Source organism: Mycolicibacterium houstonense (genome assembly GCF_900078665.2).
GTDB lineage: Bacteria > Actinomycetota > Actinomycetes > Mycobacteriales > Mycobacteriaceae > Mycobacterium > Mycobacterium houstonense.
The window spans coordinates 4,742,114-4,758,988 of sequence record NZ_LT546207.1; the positions used below are offsets into that span (position 1 = coordinate 4,742,114).

The 16,875-nt window shown below is 67.2% G+C and carries 14 protein-coding genes and 1 pseudogene; 4 read left to right on the forward strand and 11 right to left on the reverse strand.

Annotated elements, in window-relative coordinates; genetic code table 11:
• The first annotated feature begins 12 nt into the window (after positions 1 to 12).
• A complete protein-coding gene (hrpA, locus tag BN4332_RS23775) occupies positions 13 to 3,903 on the forward strand; it encodes an ATP-dependent RNA helicase HrpA (RefSeq protein WP_066901948.1) in 3,891 nt (1,296 codons plus the stop codon).
• Between the two features lie 16 nt (positions 3,904 to 3,919).
• Here hrpA and BN4332_RS23780 read toward each other — a convergent pair whose 3' ends face one another.
• The 4 genes and pseudogenes from BN4332_RS23780 to BN4332_RS23795 form a co-directional block, all read right to left on the reverse strand.
• The gene (locus tag BN4332_RS23780) at positions 3,920 to 4,741 is read right to left on the reverse strand and encodes an alpha/beta fold hydrolase (protein ID WP_066901949.1); all 822 of its coding nucleotides are present in this window, start codon (positions 4,739 to 4,741) and stop codon (positions 3,920 to 3,922) included.
• A 48-nt stretch (positions 4,742 to 4,789) separates the two neighbouring features.
• Positions 4,790 to 5,191, reverse strand: a pseudogene (locus BN4332_RS23785) (acyl-CoA dehydrogenase family protein); the annotation flags it as partial.
• A 192-nt stretch (positions 5,192 to 5,383) separates the two neighbouring features.
• Positions 5,384 to 6,577, reverse strand: a complete 1,194-nt coding sequence (locus BN4332_RS23790; RefSeq protein ID WP_066901950.1) for an acyl-CoA dehydrogenase family protein — start codon at positions 6,575 to 6,577, stop codon at positions 5,384 to 5,386.
• A 78-nt stretch (positions 6,578 to 6,655) separates the two neighbouring features.
• The gene (locus BN4332_RS23795; RefSeq protein ID WP_160110922.1) at positions 6,656 to 7,270 is read right to left on the reverse strand and encodes an SMI1/KNR4 family protein; all 615 of its coding nucleotides are present in this window, start codon (positions 7,268 to 7,270) and stop codon (positions 6,656 to 6,658) included.
• A gap of 93 nt (positions 7,271 to 7,363) precedes the next feature.
• Here BN4332_RS23795 and BN4332_RS23800 point away from each other — a divergent pair, with 93 nt between their 5' ends.
• A complete protein-coding gene (locus BN4332_RS23800; RefSeq protein WP_066901952.1) occupies positions 7,364 to 8,500 on the forward strand; it encodes an FAD-dependent oxidoreductase in 1,137 nt (378 codons plus the stop codon).
• Here the strand turns inward: BN4332_RS23800 and BN4332_RS23805 are convergent.
• From BN4332_RS23805 to BN4332_RS23815, 3 genes are all read right to left on the reverse strand, one after another.
• Positions 8,476 to 8,892, reverse strand: a complete 417-nt coding sequence (locus tag BN4332_RS23805) for a cupin domain-containing protein (protein ID WP_084459390.1) — start codon at positions 8,890 to 8,892, stop codon at positions 8,476 to 8,478. The genes BN4332_RS23800 and BN4332_RS23805 overlap by 25 nt on opposite strands.
• A 123-nt stretch (positions 8,893 to 9,015) precedes the next feature.
• The gene (locus tag BN4332_RS23810; RefSeq protein WP_066901953.1) at positions 9,016 to 10,290 is read right to left on the reverse strand and encodes an esterase family protein; all 1,275 of its coding nucleotides are present in this window, start codon (positions 10,288 to 10,290) and stop codon (positions 9,016 to 9,018) included.
• 89 nt (positions 10,291 to 10,379) lie between these two features.
• Entirely contained in the window at positions 10,380 to 11,258 is an 879-nt protein-coding gene (locus BN4332_RS23815; protein WP_066901954.1) for a helix-turn-helix domain-containing protein, read from the reverse strand.
• A 73-nt stretch (positions 11,259 to 11,331) separates the two neighbouring features.
• On the opposite strand from BN4332_RS23815, the gene BN4332_RS23820 reads away from it, so the two are divergent.
• Positions 11,332 to 11,925, forward strand: coding sequence for a class I SAM-dependent methyltransferase (locus BN4332_RS23820; RefSeq protein WP_435405174.1), 594 nt, complete (start codon positions 11,332 to 11,334; stop codon positions 11,923 to 11,925).
• Here BN4332_RS23820 and BN4332_RS23825 read toward each other — a convergent pair.
• Positions 11,894 to 13,843, reverse strand: a complete 1,950-nt coding sequence (locus BN4332_RS23825) for a CocE/NonD family hydrolase (protein WP_084459391.1) — start codon at positions 13,841 to 13,843, stop codon at positions 11,894 to 11,896. The two genes, BN4332_RS23820 and BN4332_RS23825, sit on opposite strands and share 32 nt — an antisense overlap.
• A gap of 47 nt (positions 13,844 to 13,890) precedes the next feature.
• Positions 13,891 to 14,844 (reverse strand): LysR family transcriptional regulator, encoded by a 954-nt coding sequence (locus BN4332_RS23830; protein ID WP_074133166.1) that lies wholly within the window; start codon positions 14,842 to 14,844, stop codon positions 13,891 to 13,893.
• A 79-nt stretch (positions 14,845 to 14,923) separates the two neighbouring features.
• Here BN4332_RS23830 and BN4332_RS23835 point away from each other — a divergent pair, with 79 nt between their 5' ends.
• The gene (locus BN4332_RS23835) at positions 14,924 to 15,688 is read left to right on the forward strand and encodes an SDR family oxidoreductase (RefSeq protein WP_066901956.1); all 765 of its coding nucleotides are present in this window, start codon (positions 14,924 to 14,926) and stop codon (positions 15,686 to 15,688) included.
• Positions 15,689 to 15,701: 13 nt separating this feature from the next.
• Here BN4332_RS23835 and BN4332_RS23840 read toward each other — a convergent pair whose 3' ends face one another.
• Positions 15,702 to 16,100, reverse strand: coding sequence for a heme-binding protein (locus BN4332_RS23840; RefSeq protein ID WP_066901982.1), 399 nt, complete (start codon positions 16,098 to 16,100; stop codon positions 15,702 to 15,704).
• 304 nt (positions 16,101 to 16,404) lie between these two features.
• Positions 16,405 to 16,842, reverse strand: a complete 438-nt coding sequence (locus BN4332_RS23845; RefSeq protein ID WP_066901957.1) for a DUF4383 domain-containing protein — start codon at positions 16,840 to 16,842, stop codon at positions 16,405 to 16,407.
• Positions 16,843 to 16,875: the final 33 nt, after the last annotated feature.

Here is a 16,875-nt window from a genome sequence, read left to right on the forward strand (position 1 = left end):
ATCGTGATACCAGTGTCCGAACGTCAGGAGCTGGCCGAGCTGCGCGCGCGTCTCGACGGCCTGACCATTCGGGATGCCTCGAGGCTGGGCCGCCGGCTCAAGAATCTCCGCGGTGGTGACCCGGCCAAGATCCCGCAGATCGCCGAACAGATAGCCGCCGCAGAAGGCCTGGTCCGCACCCGCCAGGCCGCCGTACCGGCCATCACCTACCCGGACCTGCCGGTCAGCGAGCACCGTGACGAGCTGGCCAAGGCCATCAGCGAGAACCAAGTGGTGGTCGTCGCGGGCGCGACGGGCTCGGGCAAAACCACGCAGCTGCCCAAGATCTGCCTGGACTTGGGCCGCGGCATCCGCGGAACCATCGGCCACACTCAACCACGCCGGCTGGCGGCGCGCACGGTCGCGCAACGCATCGCCGACGAACTCGGCACCCCGCTGGGCGATGCCGTCGGCTACACCGTGCGTTTCACCGATCAGGCCAGCGACTCCACCCTGATCAAGCTGATGACCGACGGCATTCTGCTCGCCGAGATTCAACGCGACCGCCGGCTGCTGCGCTACGACACGTTGATCCTCGACGAGGCCCACGAGCGCAGCCTCAACATCGACTTCCTGCTCGGTTATCTGCGCGAGCTGTTGCCGCGTCGCCCCGATCTCAAGGTTATCGTCACCTCGGCCACGATCGAGCCGGAACGATTCGCCGCCCACTTCAATGACGCGCCGATCGTCGAGGTGTCGGGGCGGACGTACCCGGTCGAGATCCGGTACCGGCCATTGGAAGTCCCGGCACCGCCCTCAGAAGGCGACGATCCCGACGATCCCGACCACGAGATCGTGCGCACCGAGTTGCGCGACCCGACCGAGGCCATCGTCGACGCCGTCCGTGAGCTGGAGTCCGAACCGCCCGGTGATGTGCTGGTGTTCTTGTCCGGCGAACGTGAAATCCGGGACACCGCAGAAGCTCTGAAAGAGCTCCGCAATACCGAGGTGTTGCCGCTGTACGCCCGGCTCCCCACTGCCGAACAGCAGAAGGTGTTCCAGCCCAGCCACGCGACTCGCCGAATCGTGTTGGCCACCAACGTGGCCGAGACCTCACTCACGGTGCCGGGCATCCGCTACGTCGTTGATCCCGGCACGGCACGGATCTCCCGCTACAGCAGGCGCACCAAGGTGCAGCGGCTGCCGATCGAACCGATCTCACAGGCCTCGGCAGCCCAACGGGCCGGTCGGTCCGGCCGTACCGCACCCGGTGTCTGCATCAGGCTGTACTCCGAGGAGGATTTCGAATCCCGGCCTCGCTACACCGATCCGGAGATCCTGCGGACCAACCTGGCCGCCGTGATCCTGCAGATGGCTGCCCTGCAGCTCGGTGACATCGCGGACTTCCCATTTCTCGATCCACCCGACGCCCGCAGCATCCGCGACGGCGTGCAGTTGCTGCAGGAACTCGGCGCCTTCGACACCTCCGGCGCGCTGACCGACGTCGGACGACGACTGGCCCGGTTGCCGCTCGACCCGCGCGTCGGACGGATGATCCTGCAGGCCGACACCGAGGGCTGCGTCCGTGAGGTACTGGTGCTCGCCGCCGTGCTATCGATTCCCGACCCGCGCGAACGCCCGACCGACAAGGAAGAGGCGGCACGGCAGAAGCACGCGAGATTCGCCGACGAGCACTCGGATTTCGTGTCCTACCTCAACCTCTGGAACTACTTGAGTGAACAGCGAAACCAGCGTTCCGGCAGCGCGTTCCGGCGGATGTGCCGTGAGGAGTTCCTGCACTATCTCCGGATCCGGGAGTGGCAGGATCTCACCGGGCAGCTGCGCAGCATCGCCCGTGATATCGGGATCCGCGAGAGTGACGAGCCCGCCGAGCCGGCCAGCATTCACGCCGCACTGACCGCGGGCCTGCTGTCACACGTCGGCCTGCGCGAGGGTGACGGACGTGACTACGCGGGCGCCCGCAACTCGAAGTTCGTCCTGGCGCCCGGATCGGTGCTGACGAAAAAGCCGCCGCGATGGATCGTGGTGGCCGACCTGGTCGAGACCAGCCGGCTGTTCGGCCGCATCGCCGCGCGGGTCGAGCCCGAGGCCGTCGAGCGGGTCGCCGGGCATCTGGTGCAACGCACCTACAGCGAGCCGCACTGGGAAGCCAAGCGCGGCGCGGTGATGGCCTTCGAACGGGTCACCCTGTACGGGTTGCCGCTGGTGCCGCGCCGCAAGGTCGGTTACGCCCAGATCGAGCCGGAGCTGTGCCGCGAGTTGTTCATCCGGCATGCGCTGGTCGAAGGCGATTGGCAGACGCGACACCACTTCTTCCGCGACAACGCCCGGCTGCGTGCCGAACTCGAGGAGATCGAGGAGCGGGCCCGCCGGCGTGACCTGCTGGTCGGCGACGACGAGATCTACGCCCTGTACGACGCGCGCATCCCGGCCGACGTCGTCTCGGCCCGGCATTTCGACGCGTGGTGGAAGAAGCAGCGGCACAAGACACCGAACCTGCTGACCTTCACGCGCGACGATCTGCTGCGTTCCGAAGACGGGGCGGACAATCCGGACACCTGGCAGGCCGGGGACCTGAACCTGCCGCTGACCTACCGGTTCGAACCGGGTGCCGCCGACGACGGTGTCACGGTTCATGTACCGGTGGGAGTGCTGGCCCGCCTGGGCGGTGACGGGTTCGCCTGGCAGGTACCGGCTTTGCGCGAGGAACTCGTCACCGCACTCATCAAGTCGCTGCCCAAGGACCTGCGGCGCAACTTCGTCCCCGCGCCGGATACCGCCAGGGCCATCCTGGCTGATCTGGATCCCACGGCGGGGTCTCTGCTGGATGAGGTGCAGCGTGAACTGCGGAGGCGCACCGGGATTCTGGTGCCCGTCGACGCCTTCGATCTGACCAAGATCCCCAATCACCTGCGCTTGACGTTCGCCGTCGAAACCGCCGACGGCAAGGAAGTGGCGCGCGGCAAGGACATCGACGCGCTGCGCGAACAGTTGGCGGTGCCCGTCGCGCAGGCCGTCGCCGACGCACTCGGCGGCGAACTGGAGCGCACCGGGCTGCGGGCCTGGCCCGACGATCTCGATGAGCTGCCGCGCACCATCGAGAACGTCAGCGGCGGGCATACCGTGCGCGGCTACCCGGCGTTCGTCGACACCGGAAATGCCGTAGACATCAAGGTTTTCGCGAACCCGGCCGAGCAGGCCGCATCGATGCGACCAGGTCTTCGCCGTCTGCTGCGGCTGACGGCACCCTCCCCGGTCAAGGCCATCGAGCGAAGCCTGGATACCCGGGCTCGCCTGGCGCTCAATGCCAACCCGGACGGCACGCTGACGGCGCTGCTCGAGGACTGTGTGGATGCGGCGGCCGACGTGTTGCTTCCCAAACCCGTGTGGACCAGGGCCGAGTTCACCGCCGTGGTGGACCGCGCAGGCAAGGAACTGGGGCCGACGACGCAGGCCGCGGTGAGCCGGGTCGGGAAGGTGCTGGCCGCCGCGCACGAAGTACACGTCGCACTGCCCGACAAGCCCTCACCCGCCCAGGCTGATGCGATCGCCGACATCCGCTCTCAGCTGGATCGGTTGCTGCCCAGGGGTTTCGTCACCGCGATCGGGGTCGCTCGGCTGACCGATCTCACCCGGTACGTCACCGCCATCACCCGCCGGTTGGAACGGCTGCCCCACGGCCTCGGCGCCGACCGGGACCGGATGTCGCGCGTGCACGCGGTCGAGGATGCCTACGACGAGCTGGTGCAGGCGCTGTCCCCGGCCCGTGCCCAGGCCGACGATATCCGTGGAATCGCCTGGCAGATCGAGGAACTGCGCGTCAGCCTGTGGGCCCAGCAACTCGGCACCCCTCGCCCCGTCAGCGAACAGCGCATCTACAAGGCGATCGACGCCATCCGGTAACCGGACTCTCGGTGGATCAGGCGAGCTGCCTGCGCAGGAAAGCGGTCAGGTGGCCGGCGACCACGTCGGGTTGCTCGAGCCACGGCCAGTGACCGGTGCCCGGTATGGGCTGCACCTCACAGCGTCGGAAGATCCGTCGGTAGTCGTCGGTCTGCGCGAACGGCACGTAATGGTCGTCGGCCCCCCACACCACGAGTACGTCGCCGCGATAGTCGGCGAGTCGATCAACGTACGGGGCAAGGGCATTCGGCCCGGTGGAGCGATAGAGCTTCAACACCGCGTCGGGGGTGCCACGGGCGAACATGTGCTCGGCGATCGAATCGAGCGCATCGGACGGCAGCCCGGGATCACGCATCGCCAGCACGCGCCGCAGCACGGCCGGGTTGCCGATGCGCGACAACGCCTCGGCCAGCACGGGTGTGCGCCACAGCTTGGCGGCGAAGTGGTTGATCACCACCGGGGCGTTGATCAACGTGATGCTGGCGACCGCGTCGAGATGGTCGGCGGCCCATGCGAGCGACCATGGCCCGCCGAAGTCGTGGGCCACCAGATGCGCGCGTCGGACACCGAGTTGCTCCAGGATCGCGTCCAGGTGTGCCGCGTAGGCCGCTACGGTGTAGGGCCACTGCGACGGCTTGTCGGCCGCCCCGAAGCCGGGCATCTCCGGGGCGACGACGCGCGCGAAACCCGCGACCGGTGTCAGCAGCCGGTCCCACTTGGCCCCGGCGTTGTTTCCGTGCACGAAGACAATCGCCTCCGGGCTCCCGGGTCCGGCGACGAGCACCGGTGACCGCACCCCGTCGACAGCCAGCGTGCGGTGCTCGACGGGGTGGTCCATCAGCGGAGTTTACGGTCGGGTAAGGCCGCTCTGCGTCCTTTCGGCCGATCAGCGGGTGCCGGTCGCCACCCGGGGCACACGTTCGGCCGGCGCGTCGTCGAGCACCAGTTCGGCAATCCGGGACCGATGTGCTTCGGCACTGCCCAGCAGTGCCGCATCGGTCGTCGCCCGCTTGAAGTACAAGTGCGCCTGGTGCTCCCAGGTGAACCCGATGCCGCCGTGCACCTGGATGGTGTCCGCCGCGATCTTGGCGAACGCCGCCGACGCCGTGGCCTGCGCGATGCTCGCAGCCAGGGCCGGGTCGTCGGAGCCGTCGGTCAGCGCCCACACCGCGTGGTAGGCCGCGGAGCGCGCATGCTCGAGGTCGACCAGACAATCCGCCAGCCGATGCTTGACGGCTTGGAACGAGCCGATCTGCCTGCCGAACTGCAGACGTGATTTCGCATAGTCNCGAACCGCGCCTCGGACTCCATGAGGATCCGCACCGTCTGCTCGTCGAAGTTCTCGGCGCAGAACTTGCGGACCGCTGTGCGCAGTTGAGCCTGCTCGTCGGTGAACGCGAATTCGCCTTGCTTCTCAGCCACACGTTTGGGCTGATCCGTAAACTCCTCAGCCATGCCCTTGGGCTGATCCGTAAACTCCTCAGCCACGCGGGATCTCCTTCCACGGCATACCGGCATCGGCCCGCAGATCGCCGGGCAACCCCAGGATCCGTTCACCCAAAATGTTGCGCATCACCTCGGACGTTCCGCCTTCGATGGTGTTGGCCTTGCTGCGCAGGAACCTTTGTTGGATCGGGCCGCGCCAGTCGTCTTCGTCGTCCTGGTTGCCCATCGCGTAGCCGTGGTACAGGATCCCTTCTGGCCCAAGTAGATCCATGCACCACTGGTAGATGTGCTGATTGAGTTCCGCGCCGACGAGCTTGCCGATCGATCCTTCGGGCCCCGGCCCGCCGACCGTCGCCGCCGCGCGAGACCGCTCGGCGGTCAGCCGCTGCGCCTCCGACCTCAGCCACAGCTGGGCGAGCCGGTCGCGCAGCACTGGCGTCCGCAGATCGGGGCGGGAGGCCCACAGCGCCACGGCATCCGCGATGGTCCCGGCGCCGCGGCGATTGCCGCTGCCGCCCAGGGCGCTGCGCTCGTTCATCAGGGTGGTCATCGCGACGTTCCAGCCGTTGCCCACCGCGCCGAGCCGGTGCGCGTCGGGGATACGGGCGTCGGTGATGTACACCTCGTTGAACTCGGCCTGACCGGTCATCTGTCGCAGCGGACGGGTCTCGACACCGGGCGCATGCATGTCCAGCACGAAGTACGTCAGGCCCTTGTGTTTGGGTACGTCGGGATTGGAGCGGGCCAGCAGCAGGCCCCACCGAGCCCGGTGCGCCAGGCTGGTCCACACCTTCTGTCCGTTGAGCACCCACTCGTCACCGTCGAGCACCGCGGAGGTGGCCAGGCCGGCCAGATCCGATCCGGCGCCCGGCTCCGAGAACAGTTGGCACCAGATGTGTTCGGTGCTTGCCAGCGGCCGCAGCCACGACCTCTTGAGCTCCTCGGACTGCGCGTGTTCGCGCACCGTGGGCGCGGCCATGCCGTACCCCATCGGGTTCAGGCTCAACGGCACCGGTCCGCCGGCGCCCTGCAAGATGCGATCGGCCACCGCCTGCAGACCGCGCGAGACCCCGAGACCGCCGAGACCCTCCGGGAAGTGCACCCACGACAGGCCCGCGTCGTAGCAGGCGGCCAGATACTCGGGGATCGGGACTTTCTTGGGATCGTGGTCGGCCACGACCCGGCGGGCGAGGTCGGCGACCCGGTCCGCATCAGCGACGCTGCTCATTCAGCCACGATAGGGAAAGGGATCCGGGCCCTCGCAGGCGGGCGCTCCAAGCACCGGGGGAGCAGTGGTCGTCTGTTGTCAGATGGTGTCGTGCAGTTGTGACAGCTCGTCGGTCCAAAACGCGATGCCCGGGTTCAGGCCGGCCGCGACCTCGTAAACGTGCCGCTTGTCGCCCTCGTAGAAGCCGGGAACTCGTCCATCAACGATTGGTAGCGCCCCAGAGGACAACCACTCGGTGAAGGTGTCGAACATCGCGGCCAGGTTCGAGAACATCGGGAGGGGGATCTCCCCCAAGAAGTCGTGGATCACCCGGTGGTTGCCGTTCTCGTCGGCCTGAGTCTCGACGAGGAAACCGTTGCCGTCCTCTTGAAGAAATGGACACACGTCCTGCCAGGGCGGTTCCGCGTACTCGTTCGATCGCCGGTAATCCCACGCTTCGAGCGCATCCTCGAAGCTCAACAGGCAGTAAATGCCGTAGAACGACGGCTGGTCGAGCTCGTACTGGTATCCCGGGACCAGATCGAACGCCCCGTAGAACTCGCGAACATCCGAAGGTGGCTGGGGCAGACCGGCCTGGCCGAGCAGATCATCCATCCGTTCTGTCGAAAGGCCCGGACGAAGATACCGGGTGAACTCGTCACCCACTGCCGATAACCGCTCGAACAACCGGTCTGCCGACTCAACTACTCCCACCGATTCAGATTACGGGCCCCACCGTGTCAGCGAGGTCCTGAGACATCGCAGTTCGTCATCGTAGTAGTGGGGCGGGCGGTAGCGTCACCGACCGTGGACCGAAAGCGCGTGGTGATCGCGGGGCTCGGTGATTCCGGAGTGCTCACCGCGATCCGGTTGGCGCGCCGCTTCGATGTCGTCGGCATCTCGCAGAACCCCGGCTTGGTCAGTGGTCAGGAGCTGGGCACCCGGCTGGCCCGGCCCGAAGACTGGGCCCGTAATTACTGGATCGAATTCGATCGGTTTCGCGAACTCGACCGCGTGCGCACCGTTCACGGCACGCTGACCGGGGTGGACCCGTCCGCCCGAACCGTCAGCGTGTGTGACGCGGACGGTAAGCCGCGGGTGGAGCGCTACGACGCCCTCGTGGTGTCCACCGGTGTGACCAATGGCTTTTGGCGGCAAGGGGTTCTGCAGTCGACCACCGATGTCGGTGCCGGGCTGCGGGAGGCCCATGAGCGGTTGGGTGCGGCGCGGTCGGTCGCCGTCATCGGCGGTGGCGCGGCGGCCGCCAGCAGTGCGGTGAACATCGCGGTCCGGTGGCCCGATACCCGGGTGGGGCTCTACTACCCGAGGGAAAAGCTTCTGCAGCAGCATCATTCGCGGGTTCGGCGGCGCGTGGAACGACGGTTGTCGACCGCGGGGGTGACGCTGTATCCCCGGCATCGGGCGGTGATACCGGATGGGTTCGACTGTGCCGCGATCACAGCCGAGCCGGTTTACTGGAGCACCGGCCAGCCGCCGATTCACGCCGACGCGGTGTTGTGGACCGTCGGTCTCGTGCGACCCAACACCTCATGGCTGCCGAACGAACTGCTCGATGACGGCGGCTTCGTGCGGGTGACGCCAGAGCTGTCGGTGGTTGGTGCCGACGGCGTGTTCGCGGTCGGCGACGTGGCGGCCACCGATCCGCTGCGCTCCTCTGCGCGTAACCGGGCCGACGGGCTGCTGGCCCACAACGTCGCCGCCTACTTCACCGGAGGCCGGGTGCGTCGTTACCGGCCACCGGCCAGCCGATGGGGATCGGTGCTCGGTGTGCAACCCGATGGGTTGGAGGTCTTCGCGCCCAACGGGTTGGCCTTCCGGTTTCCGGCCTGGTCGATCGAGCGGGTGTTGCAGCCGTGGATCGTGCGGCGCGGCATCTACCGGGGTGTGCGGGACGGCGATCAGTACATCGTCACCAAGGGTTGATCGACCGGGACCACGTAGGTGGACAACATCAAGGTCCGGACGGTCCCGACGTTGTGAGCGTTGTGGACCACCCCGGCCGGGATCAGGAACGGATCACCTGAGTGCAGGTGCAGGGTCGGGCGATCGTCGAAGACCATGTCTACGTCGCCCTGGACGATGTACCCGACCTCCGGCCCCGGGTGGCTGTGGCGGCCGGACTCCTTGCCCACCGGGATCTCGAACCTGGTCTGCACGATCTCGAAGCCGGGAGTCGGCGCGGCCGAACGCTGAAGCTCGGTGCGGGAGACGCCCGCGGTGGGGTCATCGGCCAGGGCGGCCGGGGCACCGGCCAGCGAAGCGGTCGCGGCCGTGATCATCGCGAAGGTGGCCAGGGCGAAGTGTGTGCGCGTCATGCCTCCATGACAGCCGCTTCAGCTCATCGAGTCCAACGATGCTTTTTGATAGAAGTCATCTCTAGAGGCGATGACAGTACGAGGGGTGGCTCGGGTGCGTAACGCGGTGGCTGCCCGGCGTGGTCAACGCGGCAGTGCTACCGGCACCGTCTGCAGGCCGGGGTACACGGGAGCAGCCGGCGCCCGGGGTGTCCCGGCCACGCCGGGTACCCCTGCCATGCCGGGTACTCCTGCCGTCCGGGGAGCCGCGACTCCCGGCACGCCGGCCACCCCCGGTGCAGGCGCCATGCCGGGTGCCCCAGCCACACCGGGCATCGCCGGTGCCGCAACGACTCCCGGAACCTGGCCGGGGAGTCCGGGGACCTGACCCGGCACAGCAGGCGCCGGGGCAACCTGACCCGGCAGTGCGGGCGCGGCGGGTGCGGGAGCTGCCGCCGCAGCGGCATTCTGGCTGAGCACTCGCAGCAGGTCGGGCTTCATCTGCTGCAGTTGTGCTCCCCAGTAGCCCCAGCCGTGGGTGCCGTTCGGCGGGAATTCGAAGCGTGCATTGCGCCCGCCCGCGGCGACGTACTTCTGCTGGAACTCCTTGTTGGAGTTGATCGTGATGTTCTCCAGGAACTGCGCGCTGTACAGCGTGCCGAAGTTGCCGCCAGGCGCGTCGAGTTCGGAGGGAACACCGTTGCCGCAGTACACCCAGATCGCGGTGTTGTTGGCCACCAGCCGGTTGATGTTGACCGTCGGGTCGTTGCGCCGCCAGGCCGGATCGTTGGAGGTGCCCCACATATCGGTCGGGTTGTAGCCGCCGGCATCCTTCATCGCGAAGCCGATCATGGTGGGCCACAGTCCTTGTGACGGGTTCAGGAAGCCGGACAGGGCACCGGCGAAGATGAACTGGGCGGGGTGCCAGATCGCCAGGTTCAACGCCGCACCGCCGGACATCGACAGGCCGACAACGGCATTGCCGGTCGGTGAGACATCCCGTTTGGAGGCGAGGTACGCCGGAAGCTCCTGGGTGAGGAAGGTCTCCCACTTGTAGGTGGTGGTGCCTGCGTTGCCGACTGCCGGGCGGTACCAGTCGGCGTAGAAGCTCGACTGCCCACCCACCGGCATGACCACGGAGATGCCTGAGTTGTGGAACCACTCGAAGGCCGCCGTGTTGATGTCCCAGCCGTTGTCGTCATCCTGTGCGCGCAAGCCGTCGAGTAGATACAACGCGTGCGGACCGCCACCCTGAAACTGGACCGTGATGTCACGGCCCATCGCGGCCGACGGCACCTGCAGGCGTTCCACCGGCAGGCCCTCGCGCGAATACGCTGCGGCGGTCGGCGTCGGCCCGGCCACGCCGAACGCCGGGAGCACCAAACCTGCCATCATCAGAGCCGCCACGCGGCGTGTCATCCGACCGAACAATCTCAGTCTCACACCGGCACGCTAACAACGGCTGAGCTGGGCAGATCGGGGCCGCGCCCGGCGTAACCCCTCTGTTATCAAGGTGATTCGGTTCCGATGCCGGACGAACCCGCTCGGCGCCATGCCCGCGGTGACATGCCGTGCGCCCGGCGGAACTGGCGGCTGAAGTACCCCGGATCGGTCATGCCCACCCGATTGGCGATCTCGGCCACCGTCAGGTCCGGTTCGCCGAGCAGCTCGCGGGCCCGGCTCATCCGTCGCTCGCTGATCCACTCGCCGACGGTGCGTCCGGTCCGGCGGCGCACCACGGTGGTGAGATGGCCCGGGGTCATCCCGACCTCGGCGGCGACGTCGCTCAACGACAGCGGTTGCGACAGGCGCCGGTCGATCACCGCGAACACCTCGGCCAGCAAGGGTTCGCCACTGCGCCGGAGATCGCTGACCACGCCCTCGGTCAGCCGGGCCAGGTCGATGAGCAACAGGGTGAGGTGGGCCAGCGTGGCCTGCCGGTAGCCTTCGCGCCGCTCGGACAATTCCATCTCGATCGAACGGATCGTGTTGTCCCACAACGGCTGTCGATCGGCCGGCAGGCGTAGTTGCAGCAGGCCGCCCGACTGCCCGTGGATGAACGGGAACAGCAGTGGATGGGCCTGCCAGGTCGGCCAGGGTGAGCCGGCGTCATGACCCAGCGCCGCCGGATCGAAAAATATCCCCGTCCCGTCGGATCGGTCCTCCAGCGGTCGGGGGTCGATCACCTCGCCTGCCGCCACGACGTACACCACGCTGTCGGCCGGCACGTACCAGAGCACCGGGAAGTCGTGGATGTGCGGACGGTGTTCGGGCAGTTCCGCGCGCCGGCCCCGGGTCACCGATACCGGGGGCACACTGCGGTCGGTCCAGTACCGGTAGACCGGGACACCGTCGCGGTGGCGGACCAATCGGGAGACGTCGGGCACAGGCCAAAGATAATCCTGATCTGACCGATCTTCACCCAACTATCAGGCTGTAAACCGTTGGACCATGGGATTCATGACCGAACATCGTCCACATTTCTTGGCCAATCGCCATGACTACCTGCCCGCTGCGGGGCATGACGCGCTACTTCCCGGATACGACCTGCTGACCCGGGTGCTCGGTATGAATCCTGTCTACGACGCGCTGGTGTCGCAGGCCGGGCTGTCCGGTGGACAGCGGGTCATCGAAATCGGTTGTGGGACCGGAAACCTGACCGTCCGCGCCAAGCGGGCCTGCCCGGGCTCCGAGATGGTTGCGACAGATCCCGATCCGCGGGCGTTGCAGCGCGCCGAACGAAAGACCAAGGGGATGGCGGGGGTCCAGTTCGAGCGGGCCTATGCCCAGGAGCTGCCGTTCGGGGACGGCGAATTCGACGTCGCGCTGTCCTCGATGATGTTGCATCACCTCGACGAGGCGACCCAGGTCGCGGCCATCGGCGAGCTGTTCCGGGTGCTGAAACCGGGCGCCCGGGCGCACATCGTCGACGTTCGCGCCGACGGACTGCCACGCCTGCTGCGGGAAGCCGGGTTCAACTGCGAGATAGCGGGTTCCGGACAGCTGCGGCTGGCCGGGCGGGTCACTCGTTTCCGGGTGACCCGTCCGGACTGAACGCGCTCGGGTCGGCCAGTGAGATGAGCAGGCTCGACGGTGTGTCCCCGCCTTGGCGCAGCCGATAGGTGCCGCCGGCCAGGGCCTGCCGGGCGGGCCGGGTGGGCACCAGGTGCGGGAAGTCGTAGGTGGTCAGCGTCAGCCGCAGCCGGTGGCCCGGTTCGATCAGCGCCGCGGTGGGGAAGACATCGAGGTCGTAGCGGGTCGGCTCACCCGGAACCACCGGCTCGGCCGCGGCACGGGTACTGATGTGCTGTGCCCGCAACACTTCTCCGTCGGGCAGATACCACGTTGTCTTCGGATCCAGCGCGCGGTGCGAGCCGAGCAGCGCGCCCTGGGTCAGGGGCCGGCTGGCCCCGTTCGGTGCCACGTCGTCGAGATAGGCCACCCACAGCGTCTCGGTGGTGTCGGCCGTCGCGTGCACGGTCAATGTCACCGGGCCGGCAATCAGTCGCGCCTCGGCGAACTCGGCCGTGGTGTAGGTCAGGGCCTCGCGCTGCAGCCGGCGGTTGTCCAGGTCGTAGCGGATCTGCCGTCCGGCTTGGGCGGCCACGAAGCTGCCCATCCCCAGGGTCCATTGCTCCAGGCTGCGACCGGACACCGGGCCACGCACCGCGTAACGCAAGGTGGCCTCGGTCTGCCCGTCGGCCGGCTCGGCGGTGAGGTGCCCACCCTCGCTCAGGTACAGCCGCGTCGGCGTGGATTCGGGGAACGGGTAGTCCTCCGCCTTGAACCAGGTCCGGCTGCCGATGGCCTGGAATCGGATCGGCGAACCGGTCACGCCGGCGTCGGCGTCGTCCTTGAGCCAGCGGTCGAACCAGCGCAGTTGCAACGCGTGCAGGTGCAGGCCGTCCAGGTCGGACACGTGATACCAGGGGCCCATGATCAACTGCACCCGGTCCGACAGCGGTTGGCCGGGCTCCATCGGGGCGTTGGGCGGGCGGCCCGCATAGGCGTTCTGTAGTGCCGCGTAGTTCAGGGGGGCGCCGCGCTGAAACGCATCGTGCCAGCCGCCGACGAGGAAGACGGCGACGTTGTTCTGCGCGATCGCCGGCAGCACGTCGGAGGCCCGCATGGTGTCCCAGAAGGGGCCGTCGAAGGCGGTGTCCCCGCCGCCCGCGGCGTCGGCGATCATGCTGCGGAAGTATTGGCGCTGATCGCGTCCGCGCTGGCGGACTGCGGCCAGGCCTCCGGCCCGGGGCCGCTCGTGAGCGCCGCGCTTGGCGAACTCCAGGACCGGGTTGACCACGTTGAGCAGCGAGTAGACCGCTCCGTAGGCGCGCACGGTACGCATGTGCGGGACGCCGCCCATGGTGACGACGTCGCGGTAGAAGTCGTTGGCGGCCATCACCGGGAAGATCGCCTTCAACGGTGAATCGGGACCGACGGCTGCGGCGGTGAGAATCTGGTTGATGGCCAGATAGGAGATGCCGAACATACCGACCCGGCCGTTCGAATTCGGCAGTCGCGCAGCCCAATTCACCAGGTCGACGCCGTCCTGCACCTGCACGGCGCCCAGCATCTCGAAGGATCCGCCCGAGGCGCCGGTGCCCCGCACGTCGACCATCACCTCGATGTAGCCGCGCCGGATCAGGTACGGGGTGGCCCCGCCGCCGATCTGGGCGGCCGGCGGCGGAGCCTTCTTGCCGTAAGGCGTGATCGAGATCAGCACCGGGAACGGTCCGGGTGCAGGCGCCCCGGTCTCCGGCACCGTCGGATAGTGGATGTCGGCCCGCAGCACGGTGCCGTCGGTCATGCGAACCGCCACGTTGTGGTGGACTCCGACGCCGAATTGGGCCGGCGCCGGAGTCCAGACCGGTTCGAGCGGCGACGGATTGCGTTTACGGACGCGGGTCGCCGATCGTCCGGCCACCATGTTGCCGCGGTTGCCTCGGACTGTCTGCCACCGGTTCGCCATTCGTCCTCCTTGACGTGTTGACCTGGCTCCACGGTATGACGCAAGCCTCAAGGGGTCGGTACGACCCCGCGTCCGGACCGGCCTGACTGCCGCAACGTTTGGCGGACTGCCGTCCGGACCACGCCGCGTAACCACAGATGACGCCCGTCGTTGTCGAAGGCCGGATGCCAGACCATCCGGTATTCCATCGTCGCGATCTCCTCCGGCGCATCCAGCACCCGAACGCCGTCGGTCAAGGTGAGGGTGTTGACGAACTGGCTGGGCAACGTCGCGATCAGGTCCGTGCCGGGGAGCAGGCGTGCCGCCACCGCGTGGTACGGAACGGTCACCGCCGCGTGCCGCGCCCGACCGAGTTTCCGTAGCGGACGATCGATATCCGGCTGAACTCCGTCGTGGACGTCGACGATCACGTGGCGGGCTCGGACATAGTCGGTCAGCGTGACGCTGTCGTGCGCGGCCAGAGGATGGTCGTCGGCGACCAGACATACGAACCGCTCGACCAACAGTTCCTCGGTGTGCAGCTCTGCGGTGGTGTATCCGCCGAACAGGCCCAGATCGACTCCCGAATCGCGAATCTGCTCGGCGACACTGTCGTTGGTCCAGCTGTGGAACCGGACCGGTGCCGTCGATTGACGGAGCACTTCCTGACAGATGGCTGGGCCGAAGGCCTGTACTGCGTAGTCGGTGGCAGCCAGGTGCACCGGCGCGGTTGCCGTCTGCGGATCGAAATGTTCAGGTGCAAAGAGGGTTTCGAGTTGCGGGAGCACCGCATTCAACTGGGCCCGGATGGACTCGGCCCGCGGGGTGAGGCGATAGCCGGTTGCGTCACGGATCAGCAGCGGATCATCCAACAGCCGTCGCAGCCGCTGCAGGGCACGACTCATGGCCGGCTGGCTCAATCCGACACGCTCGGCGGCGCGGGACACCTGCTGCTCTTCCAGGAGCGCCGCGAGAGGCGGAATGAGATTCAGGTCGATCCGCTCGATATGCGTCGCATGCATATGTCTCATATTAACTATGCATGTGACTTATAGGTCTGGCGCTGCCACGCTGGGAGGCAGATAGAGAAAGGGGCACACCGTGAAGATTTCCGGCAACACCATCTTCATTCCGGGCTCGACCAGTGGTATCGGTCTCGCCCTGGCGCTGGCACTTCAGGCCAAGGGCAACACGGTGATCGTCGGTGGCCGGCGCAGCGAACTGCTGGAACAGATCCGCGCCGACCATCCTGAACTGGGCACCGTGCGGATCGACACCGCTGATCCGGACAGCATTGCCGCGGCCACCGCCACTGTGCTGGGCGAGCACCCTGATCTGAATGTCGTGATCGCCATGGCCGGCATCATGGCGATCGAGGACTGGCACACGCCACAGGGCTTTCTGCGCTCGGCCGAGGCCACCATCACCACCAATGTGCTCGGTCCCATTCGTCTCATCGCGGCGTTCGTCGAGCACCTGCAGGCGCAGCCGAACGCCACGATAATGACGGTGTCCTCGGGGCTGGGCTTCGCCCCGCTGCGAGCTACGCCGAGCTACAACGCGTCCAAGGCGGCCATCCACATGCTCACCGAATCGGTGCGGATGCAGTTGGCCGACACCAGCGTCGAGCTGGTCGAGCTGATCCCACCCTCGGTGGCCACTGACCTGGTGCCGGGCCAGCGCGAGAGCAGCTTCGCCATGCCACTCGACGAGTTCGTCGCCGAGGTCATCGATCTGCTCGAGTGCCAGCCCGACACCAGGGAGATCCAGGTGGACCGGGTCAAATTCCTCCGCTACGGCGAAGCGCGCGGGGACTATGACCAGGTGGTCGCCACCCTCAACGCCGCTGACCCCCACGGTCATTGAGGTCACCCATGGTCTATCCGGCCATGAATTCGGAGTAGGCCGAGGCCAGCTCCGGGGACAGGGCCGTCACATTGCATGCGCGCTGCGTCTCGCCGATGGGAGCCAGGATGCCGCGCAGGTCGTAGTACTCCTGTGGGTTGGCGGTGAAGTATCCGCGCAGCGTCGCCGCGGCCTGCGGACGCGGCTGGCCGAACGCGGTGGTCACTGCCTGATTGGCACCCGGATGGCTGTCCAGGTAGGCACGGGCGGCGCCGGTGGTGCTGCTGACGGTGCCTGCGACTCCGCTGGCGGAGCAGTCCGGGGCCGCGGCGGCCGTCGGCGCGCCGATCATTGCCGCGGCCACGCCGCCGAGCACACCTGCGGCACACGCGCCGGCGATTCCGCGGCGCGCGGTGATACCAGTGAATTTCATGATCATTTTCCTTCGGGATTCTGGGATTTGTGATGGTTCGCGATTCGTGATCGCGAAACCCCCGCCCGAATTCGAAAGTAACCGCGGCTGCGACGAGCAAAAGATCAGTCGTTTGAAACAGCTGTGGCCGGTGTGACGGCGTTACTCATGGCAGCAGTGAATTGCCCCTCAATTCGGCCGAATTGCGAACCATGATCTTGAAATGTCTCAGAGACCGCCGGGCATTCTTAATTGATCGTGATCCGCCACGTCGGCTGCAGTGACCGAATTGTTATGCGGTTGCCCACTCAGCTAACTCAAAGGTTTACCGCTTGAGGGTTAGCCCGCTCAGGGAGTTGCGCAGGCCGCCGTCGAGGTAGATCTGCACTCCGGCCACGGCCAGCATCACCGCGGCGGTTGCCAGGTGCACGATGGCGTCGGTGATGTTGTTGGGGAAGGCGAAGATGTAGGCGACCTGGTGGGAGAAGAACGCCCAGATCCCGGGCAGCGCGCCGGCCACCGCGGCCAGCAGCAGATAGAGCACCGCCCACGATTTCCGCAGGCAGAGCAGCAGTCCGGGGCCGAACAGAGCCAGCCCGGCCACGGCGTGCCAGCCGTTGTAATCCATGCCGAAGATCTGCACCGTGGGCGCGTCCGGACCGGTGGCGAAACTCGGTTCGGCAATGAAGCCGATGATTGCTTGCACCACGTGGAACAGGGAGATGACGAACAGTCCCCATTGTGCGAAGCTCCACCGCCGCATACCGGGACGCTACGTCTACTACAGCGTGTAGTC

Bases quoted from the DNA above. Each gene is read 5' to 3' on its own strand.
- BN4332_RS23780 (WP_066901949.1), bottom strand. From the start codon at position 4,741: ATGGACCACCCCGTCGAGCACCGCACGCTGGCTGTCGACGGGGTGCGG.
- BN4332_RS23790 (WP_066901950.1), bottom strand. From the start codon at position 6,577: ATGAGCAGCGTCGCTGATGCGGACCGGGTCGCCGACCTCGCCCGCCGG.
- BN4332_RS23805 (WP_084459390.1), bottom strand. From the start codon at position 8,892: ATGACGCGCACACACTTCGCCCTGGCCACCTTCGCGATGATCACGGCC.
- BN4332_RS23810 (WP_066901953.1), bottom strand. From the start codon at position 10,290: ATGACACGCCGCGTGGCGGCTCTGATGATGGCAGGTTTGGTGCTCCCG.
- BN4332_RS23820 (WP_435405174.1), top strand. From the start codon at position 11,332: ATGACCGAACATCGTCCACATTTCTTGGCCAATCGCCATGACTACCTG.
- BN4332_RS23825 (WP_084459391.1), bottom strand. From the start codon at position 13,843: ATGGCGAACCGGTGGCAGACAGTCCGAGGCAACCGCGGCAACATGGTG.
- BN4332_RS23830 (WP_074133166.1), bottom strand. From the start codon at position 14,844: ATGCATGCGACGCATATCGAGCGGATCGACCTGAATCTCATTCCGCCT.
- BN4332_RS23840 (WP_066901982.1), bottom strand. From the start codon at position 16,100: ATGAAATTCACTGGTATCACCGCGCGCCGCGGAATCGCCGGCGCGTGT.
- BN4332_RS23845 (WP_066901957.1), bottom strand. From the start codon at position 16,842: ATGCGGCGGTGGAGCTTCGCACAATGGGGACTGTTCGTCATCTCCCTG.